The sequence below is a fragment of the Streptomyces yangpuensis genome, assembly GCF_001005295.1.
GTDB classification, from domain to species: Bacteria; Actinomycetota; Actinomycetes; order Streptomycetales; family Streptomycetaceae; genus Streptomyces; species Streptomyces yangpuensis.
Genome location: NZ_LBMK01000002.1, coordinates 1,128,784 through 1,151,728, shown reverse-complemented (window position 1 = coordinate 1,151,728; position 22,945 = coordinate 1,128,784). Strand labels below are relative to the sequence as shown.

At 72.3% G+C, this 22,945-nt stretch carries 17 protein-coding genes; 5 read left to right on the top strand and 12 right to left on the bottom strand.

Annotated elements, in window-relative coordinates; genetic code table 11:
- Window positions 1–7 precede the first annotated feature (7 nt).
- From AAT21_RS10550 to eccD, 4 genes are all read right to left on the bottom strand, one after another.
- Entirely contained in the window at window positions 8–1,387 is a 1,380-nt protein-coding gene (locus tag AAT21_RS10550; protein ID WP_046776396.1) for a M16 family metallopeptidase, read from the bottom strand.
- Window positions 1,384–3,606, bottom strand: a complete 2,223-nt coding sequence (locus AAT21_RS10545; RefSeq protein WP_046776395.1) for a polyribonucleotide nucleotidyltransferase — start codon at window positions 3,604–3,606, stop codon at window positions 1,384–1,386. The genes AAT21_RS10550 and AAT21_RS10545 overlap by 4 nt, the downstream gene beginning before the upstream one ends.
- 306 nt (window positions 3,607–3,912) lie before the next feature.
- Window positions 3,913–4,200, bottom strand: a complete 288-nt coding sequence (gene rpsO, locus AAT21_RS10540; RefSeq protein ID WP_030011220.1) for a 30S ribosomal protein S15 — start codon at window positions 4,198–4,200, stop codon at window positions 3,913–3,915.
- Window positions 4,201–4,382: 182 nt separating this feature from the next.
- The gene (eccD, locus tag AAT21_RS10535; RefSeq protein WP_046776394.1) at window positions 4,383–5,885 is read right to left on the bottom strand and encodes a type VII secretion integral membrane protein EccD; all 1,503 of its coding nucleotides are present in this window, start codon (window positions 5,883–5,885) and stop codon (window positions 4,383–4,385) included.
- A 196-nt stretch (window positions 5,886–6,081) separates the two neighbouring features.
- Here eccD and eccCa point away from each other — a divergent pair, with 196 nt between their 5' ends.
- On the top strand, window positions 6,082–10,038 hold the full coding sequence (gene eccCa, locus AAT21_RS10530) for a type VII secretion protein EccCa (RefSeq protein ID WP_046776393.1): 3,957 nt from the start codon (window positions 6,082–6,084) through the stop codon (window positions 10,036–10,038).
- A gap of 128 nt (window positions 10,039–10,166) precedes the next feature.
- Window positions 10,167–10,412: a DUF397 domain-containing protein gene (locus AAT21_RS10525; RefSeq protein ID WP_030844357.1), complete on the top strand. Its 246-nt coding sequence runs from the start codon at window positions 10,167–10,169 to the stop codon at window positions 10,410–10,412.
- Between the two features lie 88 nt (window positions 10,413–10,500).
- On the opposite strand, the gene AAT21_RS10520 is transcribed toward AAT21_RS10525, so the two are convergent.
- The 4 genes from AAT21_RS10520 to eccB all read right to left on the bottom strand — a co-directional run bounded on the left by AAT21_RS10520 (window position 10,501) and on the right by eccB (window position 14,282).
- Window positions 10,501–10,806 carry a WXG100 family type VII secretion target gene (locus AAT21_RS10520; RefSeq protein ID WP_046776392.1) on the bottom strand — a complete coding sequence of 102 codons (306 nt, stop codon included), beginning with the start codon at window positions 10,804–10,806 and terminating at the stop codon, window positions 10,501–10,503.
- A 45-nt stretch (window positions 10,807–10,851) separates the two neighbouring features.
- Window positions 10,852–11,199 carry a WXG100 family type VII secretion target gene (locus AAT21_RS10515; protein ID WP_046776391.1) on the bottom strand — a complete coding sequence of 116 codons (348 nt, stop codon included), beginning with the start codon at window positions 11,197–11,199 and terminating at the stop codon, window positions 10,852–10,854.
- A gap of 213 nt (window positions 11,200–11,412) precedes the next feature.
- Window positions 11,413–12,693, bottom strand: coding sequence for a type VII secretion-associated serine protease mycosin (gene mycP / locus AAT21_RS10510; RefSeq protein ID WP_235438732.1), 1,281 nt, complete (start codon window positions 12,691–12,693; stop codon window positions 11,413–11,415).
- A gap of 11 nt (window positions 12,694–12,704) precedes the next feature.
- Window positions 12,705–14,282: a type VII secretion protein EccB gene (gene eccB, locus AAT21_RS10505; RefSeq protein WP_046776390.1), complete on the bottom strand. Its 1,578-nt coding sequence runs from the start codon at window positions 14,280–14,282 to the stop codon at window positions 12,705–12,707.
- 258 nt (window positions 14,283–14,540) lie between these two features.
- Between eccB and eccE the strand changes: the two genes are divergently transcribed.
- From eccE to AAT21_RS10490, 3 genes are all read left to right on the top strand, one after another.
- Window positions 14,541–15,815: a type VII secretion protein EccE gene (gene eccE, locus AAT21_RS10500; RefSeq protein ID WP_046776389.1), complete on the top strand. Its 1,275-nt coding sequence runs from the start codon at window positions 14,541–14,543 to the stop codon at window positions 15,813–15,815.
- The gene (locus tag AAT21_RS10495) at window positions 15,812–16,510 is read left to right on the top strand and encodes a hypothetical protein (protein WP_046776388.1); all 699 of its coding nucleotides are present in this window, start codon (window positions 15,812–15,814) and stop codon (window positions 16,508–16,510) included. The genes eccE and AAT21_RS10495 overlap by 4 nt, the downstream gene beginning before the upstream one ends.
- Window positions 16,511–16,654: 144 nt before the next feature.
- Window positions 16,655–19,081, top strand: a complete 2,427-nt coding sequence (locus tag AAT21_RS10490) for an SCO5717 family growth-regulating ATPase (RefSeq protein WP_046776387.1) — start codon at window positions 16,655–16,657, stop codon at window positions 19,079–19,081.
- Window positions 19,082–19,186: 105 nt separating this feature from the next.
- Here AAT21_RS10490 and AAT21_RS10485 read toward each other — a convergent pair whose 3' ends face one another.
- The 4 genes from AAT21_RS10485 to AAT21_RS10470 all read right to left on the bottom strand — a co-directional run bounded on the left by AAT21_RS10485 (window position 19,187) and on the right by AAT21_RS10470 (window position 22,755).
- Window positions 19,187–20,143 carry a bifunctional riboflavin kinase/FAD synthetase gene (locus AAT21_RS10485; RefSeq protein WP_079025543.1) on the bottom strand — a complete coding sequence of 319 codons (957 nt, stop codon included), beginning with the start codon at window positions 20,141–20,143 and terminating at the stop codon, window positions 19,187–19,189.
- Window positions 20,144–21,072: 929 nt separating this feature from the next.
- A complete protein-coding gene (gene truB, locus AAT21_RS10480) occupies window positions 21,073–21,981 on the bottom strand; it encodes a tRNA pseudouridine(55) synthase TruB (protein WP_046776385.1) in 909 nt (302 codons plus the stop codon).
- A complete protein-coding gene (gene rbfA / locus AAT21_RS10475; RefSeq protein WP_030030356.1) occupies window positions 21,978–22,427 on the bottom strand; it encodes a 30S ribosome-binding factor RbfA in 450 nt (149 codons plus the stop codon). Before rbfA ends, truB begins: the two co-directional genes overlap by 4 nt.
- Window positions 22,428–22,461: 34 nt before the next feature.
- Window positions 22,462–22,755 carry a DUF503 domain-containing protein gene (locus tag AAT21_RS10470; RefSeq protein WP_030651158.1) on the bottom strand — a complete coding sequence of 98 codons (294 nt, stop codon included), beginning with the start codon at window positions 22,753–22,755 and terminating at the stop codon, window positions 22,462–22,464.
- Window positions 22,756–22,945: the final 190 nt, after the last annotated feature.

Here is a 22,945-nt window from a genome sequence, read left to right as displayed (position 1 = left end):
TACGGATCTAGGCGACGACCTCGTCGAGGCGGGCGGCCTGCTTCTCCTTCAGCGGGCCGATCACCGCCAGCGAGGGCCGCTGGGCCAGTACATCCTGTGCGACCGAGCGGATGTCGTCCGGGGTCACCGCGGCGATCCGGGTGAGCATGTCGTCGACCGACATCTGGTCGCCCCAGCACAGCTCGCTCTTGCCGATGCGGTTCATGAGGGCGCCGGTGTCCTCCAGGCCGAGGACGGTCGAGCCGGAGAGCTGGCCGATGGCCCGCTTGATCTCGTCGTCGCCGAGGCCTTCGGTGGCGACCTTGTCGAGCTCGTCACGGCAGATCCGCAGGACGTCGTGGACCTGGCTGGGGCGGCAGCCCGCGTACACGCCGAAGAGGCCGGTGTCGGCGAAGCCCGAGGTGTACGAGTACACGCTGTAGGCGAGGCCGCGCTTCTCGCGGACCTCCTGGAAGAGGCGGGAGGACATGCCGCCGCCGAGGGCGGTGTTCAGCACGCCCAGCGCCCAGCGGCGCTCGTCGGTGCGGTGCAGGCCGGGCATGCCGAGGACCACGTGGGCCTGCTCGGTCTTGCGGCTCACCAGGTCGACGCGGCCGGCGGTGCGGATGCGCTTGGTGCCGCCGCGCGGGCCGATCGGCTCGGCGTCGGTGCGGGTGAGGGCGCCGGCCTGCTCGAAGGCGGCACGGACCTGGCGTACGACCTTGTTGTGGTCGACGTTGCCGGCGGCGGCCACGACCAGGTGGGTCGGGTCGTAGTGCTTCTTGTAGAAGCGGCGGATCCGGTCGGCGCCGAGAGCGTTGATCGTGTCGACGGTGCCGAGAACGGGGCGGCCCAGCGGGGTGTCCCCGTACATCGTCTGCGCGAACAGGTCGTGGACCATGTCGCCCGGGTCGTCCTCGGTCATCGCGATCTCTTCGAGGATGACCCCGCGCTCGGCGTCGACGTCCTCCTCGCGGATCAGCGAGCCGGTGAGCATGTCGCAGACCACGTCGATGGCGAGCGGCAGGTCGGTGTCGAGCACCCGTGCGTAGTAGCAGGTGTACTCCTTCGCCGTGAAGGCGTTCATCTCGCCGCCGACCGCGTCGATCGCGGAGGAGATGTCGAGGGCGCTGCGGCGACGCGTGCCCTTGAAGAGGAGGTGCTCCAGGTAATGCGTGGCGCCGTTCAGCGTGGGCGTCTCGTCGCGGGAGCCGACGTGTGCCCAGATGCCGAAGGTGGCGGAGCGGACGGAGGGCAGCGTCTCGGTGACGACGCGCAGTCCGCCGGGCAGGACGGTGCGGCGGACGGTGCCGATGCCGTTCTGCCCCTTGAGCAGGGTTTGGGTACGGGCGACGGCCCGCCCCTCCGAAGAGGGGCGGGCCGTCACACGGGAACTACGCGACGTCACTTGTCGGAGTCGTCCTTGTCAGCCTCGTCGGCGGCGTCCTCGCCCTCGATCACGGGGATCAGGGAGAGCTTGCCGCGCTGGTCGATCTCGGCGATCTCGACCTGGACCTTGGTGCCGACCGCGAGCACGTCCTCGACGTTCTCCACGCGCTTGCCACCGGCGAGCTTGCGGATCTGCGAGATGTGCAGGAGGCCGTCCTTGCCGGGGAGCAGGGAGACGAAGGCACCGAAGGTGGTGGTCTTGACGACCGTACCCAGGTAGCGCTCGCCGACCTCCGGCATGGTCGGGTTGGCGATGCCGTTGATCGTGGCGCGGGCGGCCTCGGCGGCCGGGCCGTCGGCGGCACCGATGTAGATGGTGCCGTCGTCCTCGATCGTGATCTCGGCGCCGGTGTCCTCCTGGATCTGGTTGATCATCTTGCCCTTGGGGCCGATGACCTCACCGATCTTGTCCACGGGGATCTTGACGGTGATGATCCGCGGGGCGTTCGGGGACATCTCGTCCGGCGTGTCGATCGCTTCCATCATCACGTCGAGGATGTGGAGGCGGGCGTCGCGGGCCTGCTTGAGGGCGGCAGCCAGGACGGAGGCCGGGATGCCGTCGAGCTTGGTGTCCAGCTGGAGCGCGGTGACGAACTCCTTGGTGCCGGCGACCTTGAAGTCCATGTCGCCGAAGGCGTCCTCCGCACCGAGGATGTCGGTGAGGGCGACGTAGTGGGTCTTGCCGTCGATCTCCTGGGAGATCAGGCCCATGGCGATGCCGGCGACGGGGGCCTTGAGGGGCACACCGGCGTTCAGCAGCGACATGGTGGAGGCGCAGACCGAGCCCATGGACGTCGAACCGTTGGAGCCGAGGGCCTCGGACACCTGGCGGATCGCGTAGGGGAACTCCTCGCGGGTCGGGAGGACCGGCACGATCGCGCGCTCGGCGAGCGCGCCGTGGCCGATCTCGCGGCGCTTCGGCGAACCGACGCGGCCGGTCTCGCCGACGGAGTACGGCGGGAAGTTGTAGTTGTGCATGTAGCGCTTGCGGGTCACCGGGGAGAGGGTGTCCAGCTGCTGCTCCATGCGGAGCATGTTGAGGGTGGTGACGCCCAGGATCTGGGTCTCGCCACGCTCGAAGAGCGCCGAGCCGTGCACGCGCGGGATGGCCTCGACCTCGGCGGCGAGGGTACGGATGTCCGTGATCCCGCGGCCGTCGATGCGGACCTTGTCCTTGATGACGCGCTCGCGGACCAGGGCCTTGGTCAGGCTGCGGTACGCGGCGGAGATCTCCTTCTCGCGGCCCTCGAAGGCCGGGAGGAGCTTCTCGGCGGCGATCTCCTTGACGCGGTCCAGCTCGGCCTCGCGGTCCTGCTTGCCCGCGATGGTCAGCGCCTGGGAGAGCTCGCCCTTGACGGCGGCCGCGAGGGCCTCGTACACGTCGTCCTGGTAGTCCAGGAAGACCGGGAACTCGCCCTCGGGCTTGGCGGCCTTGGCGGCCAGGTCGGCCTGGGCCTTGCAGAGGACCTTGATGAACGGCTTCGCGGCCTCGAGGCCCGCGGCGACGATCTCCTCGGTCGGCGCCTCGGCGCCGCCCTTGACGAGGGCGATGGTCTTCTCGGTGGCCTCGGCCTCGACCATCATGATCGCGACGTCGCCGTCCTCCAGGGTGCGGCCCGCGACGACCATGTCGAAGACGGCGTCCTCGAGCTCGGTGTGCGTCGGGAACGCCACCCACTGGCCGCGGATCAGCGCGACGCGGACGCCGCCGATCGGGCCGGAGAAGGGCAGGCCGGCCAGCTGGGTGGACGCGGACGCGGCGTTGATCGCGATGACGTCGTACAGGTGGTCCGGGTTGAGCGCCATGACGGTGGCGACGACCTGGATCTCGTTGCGCAGGCCCTTCTTGAAGGACGGGCGCAGCGGGCGGTCGATGAGGCGGCAGGTGAGGATCGCGTCCTCGGAGGGCCGGCCCTCACGGCGGAAGAAGGAGCCGGGGATCTTGCCGGCCGCGTACTGCCGCTCCTCGACGTCCACCGTCAGGGGGAAGAAGTCGAGCTGGTCCTTGGGCTTCTTCGACGCGGTGGTGGCGGACAGCACCATCGTGTCGTCGTCCAGGTAGGCAACGGCGGAGCCGGCGGCCTGGCGGGCCAGGCGGCCCGTCTCGAAGCGGATGGTGCGGGTGCCGAAGGAGCCGTTGTCGATGACGGCCTCGGCGTAGTGGGTCTCGTTCTCCACTAGCGTTTTCTCCATTTTCGTCGTCTCCGTCCGCCGCCCGTGTGGCGGAGGACGGTTGCGGAGAAGCGCTCCTGGCGTGCTGGCCGGTCTTCGATCGAAGCACCCGGTTCGTTGCCCGCGTGGGCATTCCGGGTGCCACTACCGAGGACCGGCGGCGTGGGAGGGCGCTCCTCCTCTTCAGTTGTGCACGTCTCGTCGTCGGACGTACACGTGCGTCCGTTCCAGACTACAAAGGGACCGGTCCGTACCGCACGTACAGCAAAGGGAGCGGCCCCCGGATGTGGGAACCGCTCCCTTCACGGCGTCTTACTTGGCGCCGGCCGCACCGCGGCGGATGCCGAGGCGCTCGACCAGCGTACGGAAGCGCTGGATGTCCTTCTTGGCCAGGTACTGCAGCAGGCGGCGACGCTGGCCGACCAGGATCAGCAGACCACGACGGGAGTGGTGGTCGTGCTTGTGGGTCTTGAGGTGCTCGGTCAGGTCCGAGATGCGGCGGGACAGCATGGCGACCTGGACCTCGGGGGAGCCGGTGTCGCCCTCCTTGGCACCGAACTCGGTGATGATCTGCTTCTTCGTAGCGGCGTCGAGCGGCACGCGTACTCCTCGTTTGGTCTTCGTTGCCACCGAGTGCCCCAGGTCTGAGTCTCTGGGGAGCTTCCGTTACTCGGGAGGCGGGGTCCGCTGGGCGCAGTCCACAGACCCCTTCGCAGGGAATCCGGGGACGCGTACACAAACGGCCGTCACACAGCGTACCAGGCTGCCGCTCGGCTCCCGTCTCAGCTGGTGAGAGCGCGGGCCCGGGCGTACACGTCCAGCACGGCTAGGGCCAGGGGCACCAGGCTGAGCAGGACCGCCGCCTCGGTGAGGTCGAGCAGCCTTCCCCAGAAGGGTGACAGGCCCTTGCGGGGGATGACAAGCGCAATTCCCGCGAGGAGGGCCGCGCCGGCGGCGACGGCCGCGGTGAGCCAGATCGTACGGAGGTCCAGGCCGCTGCGGTCGTGCTCCACGACGAGGGCTTCGAGCAGGGCCTGCGGCGGGTGCAGGGACAGGCCCAGGATCAGCAGCGCGACGGCGGCGAGGCCGGCGGTCAGGGCGCAGACCACCTGGGAGGTGTAGCGGAAGAGACGTGCGCGCAGCAGCATGGCGAGGCCGGTGGCCAGGGCCAGGAGGCGGCCCCAGGTGTTGTCGGAGAAGCCGAGGACCGCGGCGGCGCCGACGGCGACGGCGGCGCAGCCGCCGACGAGGCCGAGGAGCATCTCGTGGCCACGGCGGGCCTGGGCGGCGATCGCCTCGGCGTCGAGCGGGGTGCCCTGCTCGTGCTGGTCGGCGTCCTGGTCGCCGTACGGGGCGGTCTCGTAGCGGTCGGGGGTCTCGTAATCCTCGGTGGCGCTCTGCGGGGCGGCGTAGCCGATGGGCAGGCGGGCGAAGCGGGCCGAGAGGCCGGGCAGGAAGGCGACGAGGCCGATGGCGACGGGCGCGCAGACGGCGGCGGTGTAGGTCGCGGAGGCCTCGGTGGCGATCGCGGCGAAGGTGGCGAGGGTGCCGGTGGCGGCGACGAAGGTGGCCGCGACGAAGGGGGCGTCGCCGCTGGGGGTGAGCGCGACCAGGGCGACGGAGGCGACCAGGACGCAGACGCAGCCGAGGAGGAACTGGAGCCGGCCGGGGCCCTGGCCGGCGGCGGGGCCGACGATCCCGGATCCGGCGATCAGCAGGTGCGGAAGGGCTCCGAGGCCCAGGGCCACGGCGGAGAGGCGGTCGCGGTAGACGCGGGCGCGCACCCCGGCCACGGCGGTGAGCAGGACGCCGACGGCGCCCGCGATGATCCCGGGCAGGCCGTGCATGTCGTGGCGGACGGGGTCGGCGTACCAGAGCACGAAGCCCAGCATGACGAGCAGGACGGCGGAGCCGGCGAGGCCCGCGCCGCGCAGCATGTCGTCGCTCCAGCGGTGCCGGTCGCGGACGACGGCGGAGGCGACGGCGTCGGAGACGTCGTCGAAGACGGCCGGCGGCAGGGACTCGGCGAAGGGGCGCAGACTCAGCACCTCGCCGTCGAGGACCTGCTGGGCGGCGAGGGTGCGGGCGCCGTCGAGGACGGTCCCGGAGCGGCGTACGAGGTGGAAGCCGGTCGGAGCGCCCACGGGCTGGGTCTGGCCGGTGAGGCGCAGCAGCTCGGGGTAGACGTCGGCGACGGCGATGTCCTCGGGGAGGGCGACGTCGATGCGACTGTCGGGGGCCACGACGGTGACCCTGCAGAAACCCGTCGTCCCGGCCGTACTCACCTGCGTGACCCCCTTGGTTGGTGTCCGCGCCCGTGCTCGATTCGCGGATGCGCATGCTGCGCGCGACACCCTACCGGGCGTATGAGCGACAGTCGGCAAGTAGGATCACCGTCGCGCTGGGGATACCCCCTGCGCGCCCGGGACTTGGGGGCGCCGGTTGCGACGTCCCGTCCGTTTTCGAGGGATTGATGCTCCGGTGAGCCAGATCGTCGTCAAACGCCCGCCGCGGTCCCTGCCGCCCGAGGTTCCTTCGGAGGAGCTGCGGCTCGAGGCTCCTCCCGAACTTCCGCGCGGGCAGCAGGAGGGCATGCTGATGCAGCTCCTGCCGATGCTCGGCATGGGCTCCTCCGTCGTTTTCTTCTTCATGCCGGGCGCGGCGCCCTTCATGCGCATCATGGGCGTGCTGATGCTGGCGTCGACGGTGGCCATGGTCGTGGCGCAGCTGGTGCGCCACCGGCGGGGTACGCAGGGGCAAATGGCCGATGTGCGCCGGGACTACCTCAAGTACCTCGCGCAGACGCGCCGTCAGGTGCGGCGGACCGCGCGGGCGCAGCGCGACGCGCAGCTGTACCTGCACCCGTCGCCCGAGCAGTTGTGGTCGGTGGTGGCGGACGGTTCGCGGCTGTGGGAGCGTCGGGTGGGCGATCCGGACTTCGGCCAGGCCAGGCTGGGGCTGGGTGCGCAGCGCCTGTCGACACCGCTGGTGGCGCCGGAGACGGCGCCGGTGGACGAGCTGGAGCCGCTGACGGCGGGCGCGATGCAGCGCTTCCTGAAGGTGCACTCCTCGCTGGACGGGCTGCCGATGGCGGTGTCGATGCGCGCCTTCTACCACGTGGCGGTGTCCGGGGAGCCGGAGTCGGCGCGCGGTGCGGCGCGGGCGATGGTCGCGCAGCTGGCGACGCTGCACTCCCCCGAGGACCTGATGGTGGCCGTGGTGGCCGCGCCGGGTGCGGTGCTCTCGTGGGACTGGACGAAGTGGCTGCCGCACACGCAGCTGCCGGGCCAGGTCGACGGGGCCGGTACGAAGCGGCTGTTCGGCGACGACCTCGCCGAGCTGGAGGGGATGCTGGCGTCCCGGCTGGAGGGGCGGCCGCGGTTCAGCCGGGACGTGTCGCCGGTACTGGACCAGCCGCATCTGGTGGTCGTGCTGGACGGTGGGATGGTGCCCCCGGACTCGGTGTTCGCGGCGGCCGAGGGGCTGCAGGGCGTCACCATCATCGAGGTGGTCGCGGGCGAGCTGGACGAGCCGCGCGGTGGTCTGTCGGTCGTGGTGCGGCCGGGCCGGCTGCGCCTGGAGTCGGGCGGCGGGGTCGCGTACGAGGGTGTCCCGGACACCCTGTCGCTGCCCGCGGCGGAGGCCCTGGCGCGGCAGCTGGCGCCGCTGCGCACGGGTGGCGGGGACGACGACGAGCCGCTGCTGGCGAACCTGGACTTCACCGACCTGCTGAACCTGGGCGACGCGGCCGCGGTCGACGTGGCGCGGACCTGGCGGCCGCGGTCCGCCGGTGAGCGGCTGCGCGTGCCGATCGGTGTCGGTGAGGACGGCGCCCCGGTGATGCTGGACCTGAAGGAGGCCGCGCAGGAGGGCATGGGCCCGCACGGCCTGTGCGTGGGTGCGACCGGTTCCGGAAAGTCGGAGCTGCTGCGCACGCTGGTGCTGGGTCTGGCGGTCACGCACACCTCGGAGACGCTGAACTTCGTGCTCGCCGACTTCAAGGGCGGTGCGACCTTCACGGGCATGGGCCAGATGCCGCACGTCGCGGCGGTCATCACCAACCTGGCGGACGACCTGACGCTCGTGGACCGCATGGGCGACTCGATCCGCGGTGAGCTGCAGCGCCGTCAGGAGCTGCTGCGGTCGGCGGGCAACTACGCGAACATCCACGACTACGAGAAGGCCCGTGCGGCCGGTGCGCCGCTGGAGCCGCTGGCGTCGCTGGTGCTGGTCATCGACGAGTTCAGCGAGCTGCTGACGGCGAAGCCCGACTTCATCGACATGTTCATCCAGATCGGCCGCATCGGCCGGTCGCTGGGCGTGCACCTGCTGCTGGCCTCGCAGCGGCTGGAGGAGGGGAAGCTGCGCGGCCTGGACACGTACCTGTCGTACCGGATCGGCCTGCGGACCTTCTCGGCGGCGGAGTCGCGCACCGCGATCGGCGTGCCCGACGCGTACCACCTGCCGTCGGTGCCCGGTTCGGGCTATCTGAAGTTCGGTACGGACGAGATGGTGCGCTTCAAGGCGGCGTACGTGTCGGGCACCTACCGCTCGGGCGGGCCGGACCTCTCGGTGGGGCAGTTCCCGGTGGAGCGGCGCCCGGCGCTGTTCACGGCGGCGCCGGTGCCGGTGGTGTACGCGGCCCCGGACCCGGCGTACCTGGCGGCGCGGTCGGGGCGGGAGGACGACGCCCTCGCGGACACCGTGCTCGACGTGATCGTGAGCCGGCTGGAGGGCCAGGGCGTACCGGCGCACCAGGTGTGGCTGCCGCCGCTCGACCAGGCCCCGCCGCTGGACCAGCTGCTCCCGGCGCTGGCGCCGAGTGCGGAGCGCGGGCTGCACGCGGACGGCTACACGCGGCCGGGCGGGCTGATCGTGCCGCTCGGCCTCATCGACAAGCCGTTCGAGCAGCGGCGCGAGGTGCTGTACCGCGACTTCTCGGGTGCGGCGGGCCACCTGATGGTGGTGGGGGGTCCGCAGTCGGGCAAGTCGACGCTGATGCGGACGCTGGTGTCGTCCTTCGCGCTGACGCACACCCCGCGCGAGGTGCAGTTCTACGGGCTGGACTTCGGTGGCGGCAGCCTGTCTGCCATCGCCGACCTGCCGCACGTGGGCGGTGTCGCCTCGCGTCTGGACCCGGAGCGGGTGCGGCGCACGGTCGCGGAGGTCGGGGGCATCCTCAACCGCCGCGAGGAGTTCTTCCGCGCGAACAACATCGACTCGATCGGTACGTACCGGCGTCGGCGGGCGGCGGGCGACCTGCCGCACGAGCCGTGGGGCGACGTGTTCCTGATCGTCGACGGCTGGGGCAACTTCCGCGGCGAGTACGAGGTCCTGGAGCAGGTCGTCACGGACATCGCCGCCCGCGGTCTGGGCTACGGCATCCACGTGGTGATCACCGCGGCGCGGTACATGGAGGTGCGGGCCGCGCTCAAGGACCAGATGCTGGGCCGGCTGGAGCTGCGGCTCGGCGACACCATGGACTCCGAGTTCGACCGCAAGGTCGCGGCGAACGTCCCGCAGGGGATGCCGGGGCGCGGCCAGGTGCCGGAGAAGCTGCACTTCCTGGGCGCGCTGCCGCGGATCGACGGTTCGCACGAGGCAGCCGACCTGTCGGAGGCCACGGCGGCCTTCGTGGAGGCGGTCCGGCAGAACTGGACGGGGCCGGCGGCTCCGGGCGTACGGCTGCTGCCGCGGCTGCTCCACTCCGACCAGCTGCCCAAGGGCGGGGAGTTCCCCGGGCGCGGGATCGCGATCGGTATCGACGAGACCGATCTGGAGCCGGTGTTCGTCGACTTCGAGACCGACCCCTTCCTGCTGGTCTTCGGCGAGAGCGAGTCGGGCAAGACGAACCTGCTGCGGCTCATCGCCAAACAGATCGCGGAGCGGTACACGCCGGACCAGGCGCGCCTGGTCGTGGGCGACTACCGGCGGAGCCTGCTCGGGTCGCTGCCGGAGGAGCACCTGCTGGAGTACGCGCCGATGGCGAGCTCCCTGCAGACGCACATGGAGGCGCTGGGCGGGGTGTTCTCGCGCCGGCAGCCCCCGGTGGACGTCACGCCGCAGCAGTTGCGCGACCGCAGCTGGTGGACGGGCCCGGACGTGTTCATCATCATCGACGACTTCGACCTGGTGGCCACGAGCCAGGGCAATCCGCTGGCGCCGCTGGTGGAGTACCTGCCCTTCGCCCGCGACACGGGTGTGCGCTTCATCATCGCGCGGAGCTCGGCGGGTGCCTCCCGCTCGATGTACGAGTCGTTCATGCAGCGGATCAAGGAGCTGGGCGCGCAGGGCATCGTCCTGTCCGGTGACCCGGCCGAGGGCGATCTGGTCGGCACGGTCCGGCCGCGTCCGATGCCGCCGGGCCGGGGCTACTTCGCCTCGCGCAAGCGGGGCACGTCGCTGGTCCAGCTCGGCCGGATGCCGGGCGGCGTGTGAGCCGCCGCCCGGTGGCCGGCCGCGGCGCGGGCCGGCCACCGGGCGGATCGGCGGGAAAACGGTCGCGGCCGGCGGCCCAGCCCCGATAATCGGCGGGGAAGACCGCACCACCGAGGGAGAGGCCGCTCATGGGCACCCAGCAGGAGAAGGACGAGCTGTACGCGCTCGACATCAGCGGTGTGGAGTGGGAAGGGCCGCCGGGGACCAGTCCGGAGGAGGAGCGGGTGGAGATCGCGCGGCTGCCCGAGGGGGCGGTGGCGATGCGGTCCTCGCTGGACCGGGAGACGGTGCTGCGCTACACGGCCGCCGAGTGGGAGGCCTTCGTACTCGGTGCCCGGGACGGCGAGTTCGACCTGGACCGCCAGGAGCCCTGAGGGGCGGCAGTACACGCCGAAGGGGCGCACCCGTTGCGGGCGCGCCCCTTCGGCGTCTCGGGACCCGGTGACCCTGGGCCCGGCGGGCTCAGTAGGCCTCGGTGAAGAGGGTCGAGGCCCGCTTGTCGGTGGCCCGGTAGTCGTCCTTGCCGCGCTCGATGAGCTTGGCGACCTTCTCGAGCTCGGCGTGCATGACGTCGGCCTTGCCCTTGTACTTCTTCTGGAGGTTCAGGTACTCCTGGTGCGCCTCACCGTCCCAGGTGTCCGTGACCACCTTCACGGCCTGCTCCATCTGGTCCAGGTCCTTGAGGATGTTCCCGGAGACGATCCGGATGCGGTCGGCCATCTGCTGAACGGTCTCGTACCGGACCCGGGTCCCGTCGTTCGCCGTCATGTTCTTCTCCTTCTCGCTGCGGACGAATGGATGAGGGGGCGTTGCTCAGATGCCGTCGAGGCCCGAGCGGGGGCCGGAGCCGGACGGCGGCTGGACGGCGTTCTTGAACGCGGCCCGCACCTCGTCGTCCTGCGCGTTGCTGAGGTTCTTGGTCTGCGCCACGGCGTTGTGCAGGACGCCGAGGAGCCGACGGATCTCGTCGTGGCTGTCGTTGAGCGTCGTCTGGGCCGTGATGAAGCCGGAGGCGCCCACACCGGTCCAGCCGGCGCTCACGGTGGCGATGATGTCGGCCAGCTCACGGGCCTGCTTGGAGACGGCGGTTCCCGTCTCCTGGATCTTGTTCTTCGCCTGGACGACCGGATCGTCCGCAAGTCCGAAGGTGTTCGTGCTCATCGAAGCTCCTCACTTCTCAATTCGCCGGCAGAACCGGCGGATTGCGCAGCGGGGCGGGCGTACCTGGCGCGGATGTCAGTCACGCGCTCCGGATCGTCCCCCTCCGCTTCACGCGATCCCCCGATCACACTCGTGAAGCCTGGTGCCACTCTAGCCAGTTCGTGGAGCAGTCCCAACACCGGTGGGCCGCATCCGTAGACGAACTGTGACTGTTCACTGCAAACGACGTCGGCGGCTCCGGGCATCCCGGACGACCGTCGCCGTGCCCGCGATGACGGCGATCAGGACGGCGCCGATACCGAGAGCGTACGTGCCGTAGCGCTCCTGACGTTCCTGGGCCGTCTCGGTGAGCTGGAGGGCCGCCGCCTGCGGCGCGGTCGCCGGGGGCGGACCCGGGTCCGGTACGGGGGCCTTCGGGGCCTGCTGGTCCTGGCTGAGGGCGCGCACCGGGTCGACGACCCCCCAACCTACGTAGTCGTCACGGCCGTTGACGGTGCGCTCGGCGGTGTTCTGGATCTGCCAGACGATCTGCTGCGCCGACCAGTCGCCGTGCTCGGCGCGCAGCAGGGCGGCGACGCCGGCGACGTAGGGCGCGGAGAAGCTGGTGCCGTTGTCGATGCACTGGCCGAAGCCGGGGACGGTGGAGACCATGTCGACGCCGGGCGCGGCGACCCCGATGAAGTCGCCGGGCTGGGAGAAGGCGGCGCGCTCGTTGTTGCGGTCCGAGGCACCCACCGCGAGGACCCCGGGGAAGGCGGCCGGATACGTCTTGCGCTTCTGGCCGCTCATGCCGTCGTTGCCCGCCGAGGCCACGACGACGATGTTGGCGGCCACGGCCTTCTGGACGGACTTGCCGAGCTCCGAGTCCGCGGACAGCGGGACGTCGGTGTCCTGCGAGATGTTGATGACCTGGGCGCCCTTGGCCACCGCGTGGTCGATCGCCTGGCTCAGGGAGAGGGCGTTGCCCTTGCCCTGGCCGTCGTTCTGCCGGATGGGGATGATCGTGGCGTCCGGGGCGAGGCCCACGAAGCCGGTGCCCTGCTGGGGGCGTGCCGCGATCAGCCCGGCGACCTTGGTGCCGTGGCCGACGGTGTCGGTGGTGCCGTCACCGCCCTTGGGGTCGACGAAGTCCTTGCCCGCGCCGACGTCGATGGCGCCGCTGAGCTGCGGGTTCGCCCGGTCGACACCGGTGTCGATGACGGCGACGCGGACGCTCGCGCCGCTCTTGTCCTTGCCCTTGGTCTGCGCCCAGAGCTCGTCGAGGAGCAGCCGCTGGAGGGCCCAGGGCCGGTCCTCGATCTGCTTCTTCATGGGGAAGGTGCACTCCCCCGCGCCGTCGAGGCGCAGGGCGTACGGGGGGTGCGGCACGGCGGCGGCCGGGGCGGCCCCGGCCGCGGTGGCGGCGGCGGCCGTTCCCGTCCCGCCGCCGGCGGTCAGGGTGAGGGCGAAGGCGCCGGCGAGGATCGCGCGCCGGGGCATACGGTTCTGGGGCATCGGCGGCTTCCTCACGAACCCTGCGGCTGACGGGCGGAGTTGGTGTCCAGTCGGGGTCCCTTGGAGAGGAACTCCGACCAGGCGATGGGCACCATGGCCGGGGTGACGCCGCCGTAGCCGAGCCTGACCTGGGCCTGGCTGGCCTCGGGACGGCCGTCCCCGCCCGCCTTGGTCGGGTCGGGGGCGCCGATCTTGGACTGCTCGGAGTCGCTGTCGCCGTTGGTCTGGACGGCGTAGCGCAGGCCGGTGTCGGTGACCAGGAAGAGGGAGCCGCCGGCCGTGGTCTGCTTGCCCTGGACCTGGGTGTAGAGCAGGCCGGAGCCGGGGGTGACGTATGCGCTCGTGCCGCTGGCGGTGATGTCGACGGGGTAGCCGGTGCCGGCCCAGGTGCTCAGCGTCTGGTTGCCCTGGCCGTCGACGGAGCGCAGGACGTTGCAGACGGTGTCGCGGTTGTCGGGACTGCCGGCCCGCGCACCGGCGGGCGGCGTCGTCTGGTTGATCCGCTCGGTCTTCTTCTGCGGCCACCTGACGTCGCCGGCGAAGGGCGTGGCGTCCGGGTCGAGCGACTGGAGGTCGACCTCGCGGGCCTTGCCGTGCATGTTGAGGCCGTCGGTGGCCGGCGCCGAGATCAGCAGCCAGGCGACGAAGTCGGAGACCGGGGCGACCTTGCCGGGGAGGACCACGTAGTGCTGCGTCCCGGAGCCGGTCTGGGCCTTCAGCACCATGCCGACCTTGTTGTCGGCGGTGCTCAGGCCCTTGACGTCGGCGCCCGCCCCGGCCTTGCCGGGGATCGACGGGAAGGCCAGGTCGTCACCGGAGTTGAGGGTCCCCAGCCATTCCGGGCTGACCTGCTGCGGGGTGGCTCCGGTGCCGACCAGGGCGTTGGTCATCGTTCCGGCGGCCGGGGTCCCCTCGGGGAACTTGTACTTGGCGCCGGTGGCGTCGACGAGGTAGCGCTCCTTGCCCGGGCCGGTGCTCTCCACGTACAGCGACTGGGTGTCGGTGAGCCGGCGGGCGTCGTCCGTCACGGACGCCTCGCGGTCGGCGAGGACGAAGGTGGCGGCCTGCACGCCGCGGCCGTTGCCGCCGGGCTGCTGGCAGACGGCCCACCGCTTGGCCTTGCCGGCCTCGGCCTTGGAGGGGAGCCGGTCGGGGGCGTACGGGATGCCGATGATGGGGCCGCGGGGCGGCTTGCCCGCGTCGAGGACCTTGTCCTCGACCTGCACCACCTTGAACTTCTGCGGATCCAGCAGGAGTCGGGCGGAGGCGAGGTTCAGCACCGGGTGCAGACGCGTCTGGTTCTTGCCGCCCACCTTCGTCGTCAGGACCACGTACCGGGTCGTCGAGTCCTTGCCGACGATGACCCTCGTACCGGGCTCGTCCCATCCCTTGGGGGCGGTCGGCTTGAACATGCCCCAGGCACCGAATCCGGCGAGCACGAGGGCTCCGACGATCACCCCGGGCAGGACGGCGCGCAGGGGGCGGGGCGCCCCCTCCTCGGTACCCGTGGCGGAGGGCTGGAGGAACGCGGCCACCGTCCGCCGCTTCGCAAAGGTGTACGCGTTGAGCTCATCACGTCGTGATGCCATGACCGTCTGCTTCTCCCCGCACGGCCCGGCCGGTGAGTACGGTCCCCGGGCCTCGATAGTCGGACCGGGCACCTACTATGCCTCTTGACGGACGGTATGCAGGGGCCGGGTAGGGTGAGGCGGCCCCTCAGGGCCTTCCACACCGGGGTAATCAGGGCTTGTTGGGGTGGATTGGGGAGATTCCGGGGCCCCGCGACGGGTGTCGCGCAGCGCCGGAACTCGTGAGGTCCAGCCCATGAGAGGGGAAGTGCGCGAGTGATGGCCACGGCGACGGAGCCGCAGACCGGCGCGCCCGCACCCGCACGCGGCGGGGTGACGCCACACCCGAAGTCGAGCCCGGGCCGCTTCGGTCCGTTCCGACTGCAACAACTCGTGCTGCTCCAGGTCGCTGCGGCGGGGCTGCTCGTGGCCTGGGTGGTCGAGCCGCTGCTCCTGGCGCCCGTCGGCGTGCTCGCGCTCGTGCTGGTGGTGCTCGCGGTCGTACGCCGCCACCAGCGCTCCCTGCCCGAGTGGATCGGCAGCGTGCTCGCGCTGCGCGCACGGCGCCGCCGGGCCGCGTCCTGCGCCGTACCGGCGGGCACCGAACCGGGGCTGGCGCCGCTGGTCGAGGCCGATCCGGCCCTGCGCACCCTGACGTTCAGCGACCGCGACCGGCGTCCCGTGGGGATGGTCGGCGACGGAACCTTCCTGACCGCGGTCGTCCAGGTGGACACGGACGCCACCGCGCTGCGGCCGGACCGGGCGGCACGGCCGCTGCCGCTCGCCGTCGTACGGGACGTCCTCGAAGTGGACGGCATCCGGCTGGAGTCCGCGCAGCTGGTGCAGCACACCCAGCCGGCGCCGGCCCCGCATCTGCCGGCCCGGTCGACGGCCACGCTCAACTACGCACCGCTCCAGGCCCGGACGGGCACCCCCGCGGTACGGCTGACCTGGATCGCGCTCAAGCTCGACCCGGAGCTGTGCCCCGAGGCGGTCACCGCCCGCGGCGGCGGACTGGCCGGCGCGCAGCGGTGCGTGGTGCGGGCGGCGGACCAGCTGGCGAGCCGGCTGGCCGGGGCCGGGTTCAGGGCCACCGTGCTGACCGAGCAGGAACTGACGGCGGCGCTGGCCACGTCCTCGTGCGCGAACCCGATGGCGATCACCCAGGCCGGCCGGTCGGCCAGCACCGGGCGGCGCACCGAGGAGACCTCGCGGACCTGGCGCTGCGACGACCGCCGGCACACGACGTACTGGATAGGCCGCTGGCCGCAGCTGGGCGGCTCCGGGGCGGCGGCGCTGCCGCAGTTCGTGGCGCTGCTGACCTCGCTGCCCGCGCTCGCCACGAACTTCAGCCTGACGATGGCCCCGGCGGAGCGGCAGGGCGTGACCCTGACCGGACACGTACGGGTGACAGGGCGCAGCGACGAGGAACTGGTCGCGGCACGGCGGGAGTTGGAGAGGACGGCGCGGGGCGTGAAGACCGGGCTGGTCCGGCTCGACCGCGAACAGGTGCCGGGGCTGCTGGCTTCGCTGCCACTGGGAGGCGCGCGATGAGGGGTGGTTTCGGGCTGGTCGGCCCGCGGCGGGAGCGGCATGTGGTGCCCGCGACGGACCTGGACGTGCTGGCGGTGCCCGTCGGGGACGACGGGGTCGTCATCGGTGTGGACGCCGAGGGGCGGCCGGCGGTGCTCGGCATCAACCGGCCGACGCCGTACGAGGTGACGCTGATCGGCGGTCTGTGGACGGCGCAGGTGCTGGCGCTGCGCGCGGCGGCCACGGGTGCGCGCGTCGCGGTGGAGACCGGGCGCGGGCAGGTGTGGTCCGGGCTGGCCCAGGCGGCCGGTGGCGGGCAGCAGTGCGTGACCCTGCACGAGGTGGGCCGGATCCCGCCGCAGGGCGCGTCCGCGGGCAGCCCGGTGCTGGTGATCCGCGACTGCGGGATGCGGCCGCCGCGCGGTCGCGTGGTGGCCGGGCCGTGGCAGTCGGTACTGACCCTGCTGCCGTATCTGAGCCCGACGGCGCCGCGGTTGCTGCAGCAGGCGTCGCTGGTGGGTGTGCAGCGGGTTTCCCCGGACGAGGCGGAGCAGATCGGCCGCCTGATGCGACTGCCGCGTCAGGCCGTGGCCTCCCTGCCGACCCTGGGCGACGGGGTGACCCTGTGGTGCACCCCGCGGGACCGGCAGTTCGTGATGACCCAGGGGACCGAGGCGGAGACCGGTCTGCTCGGTGCGGCGCGCCGCATCGACTGATGCGCGGCGCGCCCCGGTGGGCGGACCGCCCGCCCTCCCCGTGGAGCGGGGCACGGCGGACAGGGGCGACGTGCCCCGATTAGGCTGGACGCCGGCGCGGCGTGGGTGGGCGCCGGAGCAGTGTTCGACAGACCAGGAGGACCAGTGAGCGGCGATCGGAACGAGAGGCGCGGCGGGACGTGGGACGTCCCGACGGACGATCAGTCCGACGCGGAGCCCGAGATGACGGGCGAGTTCACCATCGACTACACACCGCCGGCCTGGTACACGCAGAGCGCGCCGCCGGCCGCGGCGTCGCAGGTGCCGGGGCTCCCCGAGGGGAGCGGCTTCGAGCCGCACCGTCCGTCGGACGTGGAGTCGCCCTCCACGATGCGGATCGCTCCGCCGGCGCCGCGGCCCCCGTCCGACGGCTCGGGTCCGGCCCGGCCCTTCGGGGCCGACGCGCCGCCGCCGGAGCCGATCTCGGCCCCGGAACCGCCGTACGCGGCGCCCGAGGCGATCGTGGCTCCCGACCTGCCGTTCGCGGGCGCCCCGGCCGACGCACCTCTGCCCTCGGCTCCCGAGCCGATCGTGGCTCCCGACCTGCCGTTCTCGGCCCCGGCACCGGCACCGGTCGAGGCAGCCCCTCCGGCTCCGGTGCAGGCTCCGGCTCCGGCTCCGGTGCAGGCTCCCGAGCCGACGGTGGCTCCCGAGCTGCCGGACTCGGCTCCCGCCACGGCCCCGGCCGACGGGGTGCCGCCGCACTCGGCTCCCGAGGCGATCGTCACTCCCGACCTGCCGTTCTCGGCCCCGGCCCCGGCTCCCGTCGAGGCCGTCCCTCCGGCACTCCCGGCTCCGGCGCCCGCGCCCGAGGCGCCGCACTCGGCTCCTGCCGCGGCCTCGGCCGACGGGGCGCCGCCGCACTCGGCTCCCGCCGCGGCCCCGGCGGAGGAGGCCGGCCCGGAGCCGGCCGACGCCGTGCCCGCGCCGTTCGCGGACCTGCCGCCGGCCGGGAACGAGGCCGCCTCCGGAGGATGGGGCGGCCCGCGAGCCACCCCCGTCGAGGGGGTGCCCGTAGCGCCCTCGGCCGCCGGGGACAGCCCGTACGGGGCGCCTCAGGGTGAACTGCCGCCGCTGCCGCCCTCGTTCGCGACGCAGGGCTCCTACGGCTTCCCGCAGCCGACGCCCGCGCCCGCCCCGCAGAGCTCCTACGGCTTCCCGCAGCCGGCCCCCGCGCCCGCCCCGCAGCAGCCCCAGCAGCCGCAGGCCCCTCAGCCGCAGCCCCAGCCCACGTACGACCCCCGCGCCTCCGGCCAGTGGCCCGTAGGCCCCGGTCAGCAGCCGCCGCAGCCCCAGCCACAGCCGCAGCCGCACGACCCCCGGTACGCGGCCGGCCCCACCGGTGGCGGCGCGCCGCTCGGCTACACCGCCGCCGTCGAGCTGTCCTCGGACCGGCTGCTGCGCAACAAGCAGAAGCCCAAGAGCAACAACAACGGCGGCGGGGGCGGCGGCCTCTTCCGCTTCGGCGGCAAGGCGGCCGAAGCGGAGCGCCGCCGCAAGCTGGAGCTGATCCGCACCCCGGTCATGTCCTGCTACCGCATCGCCGTGATCAGCCTCAAGGGCGGCGTCGGCAAGACCACGACCACCACCGCGCTCGGCGCCACCCTCGCCACCGAGCGCCAGGACAAGATCCTTGCCATCGACGCGAACCCCGACGCCGGCACGCTCGGCCGCCGTGTCCGCCGCGAGACGGGCGCGACGATCCGGGACCTGGTCCAGGCGATCCCGTACCTGAACTCGTACATGGACATCCGCCGCTTCACCTCGCAGGCGCCCTCCGGTCTGGAGATCATCGCCAACGACGTGGACCCGGCGGTCTCCACGACCTTCAACGACGAGGACTACCGCCGCGTCATCGAGACGCTGGGCCGCCAGTACCCGATCATCCTCACCGACTCGGGCACCGGCCTCCTCTACTCCGCCATGCGCGGCGTCCTGGACCTGGCCGATCAGCTGATCATCATCTCGACCCCGTCCGTGGACGGCGCCAGCAGCGCCAGCACCACCCTCGACTGGCTCTCCGCCCACGGGTACGCGGACCTCGTCTCCCGCTCGATCACCGTCATCTCGGGGGTCCGCGAGACCGCCAAGATGATCAAGATCGAGGACATCGTGCAGCACTTCGAGACCCGCTGCCGCGGTGTCGTCGTGGTGCCCTTCGACGAGCACCTCGCGGCCGGTGCCGAGGTCGACCTCGACATGATGCGGCCCAAGACTCGTGAGGCGTACTTCAACCTCTCCGCCCTCGTGGCCGAGGACTTCCTCCGGGCCCAGCAGCAGGCCCCGCAGAACCACTGGGGAGCGCCGCCGCCCCACCAGCACCAGCCCCACCCTCAGCAGCCGCCGCAGCCGCAGCCGTACGGCCAGCCCCAGGGCCCGCCCCCGTACCAGCAGCCGCCGCAGCAGCCGGGCCCCTATGGCCAGCCCTACCCGCAGCAGCCGCAGCCCGGCCAGCCCTGGCAGCAGCCCCCGGCCGCCCCGCCCCAGCAGCCCCAGCCGCAGCAGCCGCCGCGCGATCCGCGTCTCGGCTGACCTGCCGCGCCGCACAACGCGCCGCACCCCGCACAACAGGAAGGGCCCGTACCACCCCGGATCCGGTCGGATCACGGGGCGGTACGGGCCCTCGCCCGTTCCGCGTCAGCGCTTCAGGTCGTACGCGTCGGTCAGCACCCGCGCCCGCTTCACGTCGTCGGCGATCGCCTCCAGCAGCCCGTCCAGCGACTCGAACTTCGCCATCCCCCGCACGTACGCGAGGAAGTCGACCGCCACGTGCTTGCCGTACAGGTCCAGCCCGACCCGGTCGATCGCGTATGCCTCGACCGTCCGCTCGGTCGCGTCGAACTGCACGTTCGTCCCCACCGAGATCGCCGCGGGCATCCGCTCGCCGTCCGCCGTCAGCCAGCCCGCGTAGACCCCGTCCGCCGGGATCGCGGTGTGCGGCCTCGTCTCCACGTTCGCCGTCGGGTAGCCGAGCTCACGGCCGCGCTGCGCTCCGCGCACCACCACGCCCTCGACCCGGTGGGGGCGCCCCAGGACCTCGGCCGCGCCGTCCATGTCGCCCTCGGCCACCAGCCTGCGCGCCAGGGTCGAGGAGAACGGCACGCCGCCGCCCGCCTCGCCGCGCTCCACAAGGTCCACGACCTCGACGCGGTAGTCGTAGGTGGAACCCAGTTCGCGCAGGAAGTCGACGTTCCCCGCGGCACGGTGGCCGAAGCGGAAGTTCGGGCCCTCGATGACGGCCAGGGCGTGCAGCTTGTCGGCGAGCACCTTGACGATGAAGTCGGCCGGGGACAGCTGCGAGAACTCCGCGGTGAAGGGGAGGATCAGCAGCGCGTCCACGCCCAGCCCGGCCATCAGCTCAGCGCGCCGGTCGTACGGGGCCAGGATCGGCGGGTGGCTGCCGGGGCGGACGACCTCGCTCGGGTGCGGGTCGAAGGTGACAACGACGGACGGCACGCCGAGCTCGCGCGCGGTGGCCACGGCCCGTCCGATGATCAGCTGATGTCCCCGGTGCACGCCGTCGTAGGAGCCGATGGTGACGACGCTGCGTCCCCAGTCCTGGGGGATGTCCTCCAAGCCACGCCAGCGCTGCACTGTGACCGCTCCTCGCCCGAACCCGGTTGGTCCTTGAACTGATTGCCGATTGCAGGTCTAAGACTGCCATGCCGGGGGCCGGTGCCACGCATCGGCGTCCGGGCCGGACGGGACCGGCGGGCCTCGGGCCGGTGCAGGGCGCCGGCCCACTCCCAGTACTCGGGGCGCGCGGCGACGACCGGCCGGGCCCCGGTGCCGCTCAGCCACGCGTTGGTGGCCTCGGTCCCCGGCCCGAGGCGGTGGGCGAGCTCCGGCGGCGGGGTCCGGTGGGGCCGGGTCCGCGCCGGGGCGTCTCCTCGGACACCGAACGGTTCTCGGGGCCGGAAAGTGTGGCAGCGGTGCGTTCGGCGCCCTGCGGGGATCGCCCCGGCACACACCCGGCCCCGGCGGAGCCGCCAAGACCCGTCATCGGCCCGATGCCCCGGGCAAGCGGACCAGTCGCACCCGAGCCGGGCACCGACTCGCTGTGCCACGCAGGCCCTGCGGCTCGGCACCGGATCACCGTTCCACCCGGCCCGCGGCGTCCCGGCAGGGCCGCAGCGGCGTGGCGCATAGGCGGCGGGGCAGCGGTGCGTTCGGCGCCCTGCGTAGGTCCCGGGTTCGATGGACTCGCGCCGGGCCACCGGCAGCGGCCGGATCCCGAGGCCGTCGGTGCGGATGAGGGCCGGCGCCAGGCCGGGCGGTGCGGTGACGAGCTCCGCCATGGCCGCAACGCCCACCCGCAACGCCCCGTGCTCACGACGGTAGGCAGGTGAAGATCAGCACGAAAAGCACACGTGGCGAACGCGCCCCCTTACGCTCCCTCCATTCACTCCGAGCGCCTGCTCGGACGGGTGAATAGCAGCGTCCGGGTGGATAGAGACCTACCCGAGGGGGGTCGTGGAGCGGTGAGCGGCACGGCATGTGCGCTCACCGCTCCACGTCAACGATCAGACGAAGACCGCGAGGGACTTCGCCTTTCCGTTCTTGCTCTCGACGAGCCCGAGGAGCTGGCCCTGCGGCCCGAAGACCGCGACCGTACGGCCGGCCTCGTACTCCTCCGGCATGTCGATCCGCACGCCGTTGGCGAGCAGCGAGGCCCGCCGGGCGTCGAGGTCCCAGCGGGGGAAGGCCGCGGCGGCCGCCTCGCCGATCGGCATGACGGTCAGCTCCTCCTGGAGCTGGTCCAGGGTCCGCGCGCGGTCGAGCTTGTACGGGCCCACCCGGGTGCGGCGCAGCGCGGTCAGGTGTCCGCCGACGCCGAGGTCGGCGCCGAGGTCGCGGGCGAGAGCGCGGATGTACGTACCGCTGGAGCAGACCACGGAGACGACGAGGTCGACGACCTTGGTGCCGTCCTCGGCCTCCGCCTCCCGCATGTCGTACACCTGGAACGACGAGATGGTGACCGGCCGGGCCGGGATCTCGAAGTCCTCGCCGTCGCGGGCGCGCTTGTAGGAACGCACGCCCTTGATCTTGATGGCGCTGACCTTGGACGGGACCTGCATGATGTCGCCGGACAGCTTGGCGACGCCCGCGTCCACGGCTTCCCGGGTGACCCCGGTGGCGTCCGTGGAGGTGGTGATCTCGCCTTCGGCGTCGTCCGTCAGGGTGTTCTGGCCCAGGCGGATCGTGCCGAGGTACTCCTTCTCCGTGAGCGCGAGGTGGCCGAGGAGCTTGGTGGCCTTCTCCACGCCGAGGACCAGCACGCCCGTCGCCATCGGGTCGAGGGTGCCGGCGTGGCCGACGCGGCGGGTCCTGGCGATCCCGCGCATCTTGGCGACCACGTCGTGCGAAGTGAAGCCGGACGGCTTGTCGACGATGACAAGGCCGTCCGGAGTCTTCCCTGCGTTGGTGCTCATTCCGCCGCTGCGTCCTCGTCGTCGTCGCCCGGCTTCTTGTACGGGTCGGCGTCGCCGGCGTACTGCGCGCCGGAGGAGACCTCGCGCACCTGGGCGTCGGAGGCGCGCGCCTTGTCGAGGAGGTCCTCGATGGTCTTGGCGTTCTCCGGGAGGGCGTCGGCGACGAAGGTCAGGGTGGGGGTGAACTTGGTCCCCGCAGCCCGGCCGACCGCGGAGCGCAGGACACCCTTGGCGCTCTCCAGGCCGGCTGCCGCGCTGGCGCGGTCCTCGTCGTCGCCGTAGACCGTGTAGAAGACCGTGGCCTCCCGCAGGTCGCCGGTGACCCGGGTGTCCGTGATGGTCACGTGCGTACCGAGGCGGGGGTCCTTGACACCGCGCTGCAGCTTCTCCGCCACCACCTCCCGGATGAGGTCCGCCAGCTTCTTCGCCCGCGCATTGTCGGCCACTGGTCCGTCTCCTTCTTTTCTTGCAGACAAGCAATCAGTCTTCATCACCGTGGAGGCGCCGTCGTACGGACAGCAGCTCCACTTCCGGACGTGCCGCGACCAGCCGCTCGCAGCGGTCCAGTACGTCCGAGAGGAACCCCGCGTCCCCACTCACCAGCGCGACCCCTATGCGGGCCCTGCGGTGCAGATCCTGGTCGCCCACCTCTGCCGCGCTCACGGAGAACTTCCGCTGGAGCTCGGCGACGATGGGCCGGACGACGGAGCGTTTCTCCTTCAGCGAGTGGACGTCGCCGAGGAGCAGGTCGAAGGACAGAGTCCCCACGTACATGCAGTTGCCGGATATCCCGCCGGTGCGGGTTCGGTGGCCTGCCGGGCCGTCGCCCGGCAGGGTCACCCGGCGCTCGCGCGGCCGGGTCACCAGAACCGTACACGCAACGGCCGGGGCCGATCGACGGATATTCCGCCGACCGGCCCCGGCCCCCGCAGCGTCGCTGCCGAGTTACGACACGGTGCGAACC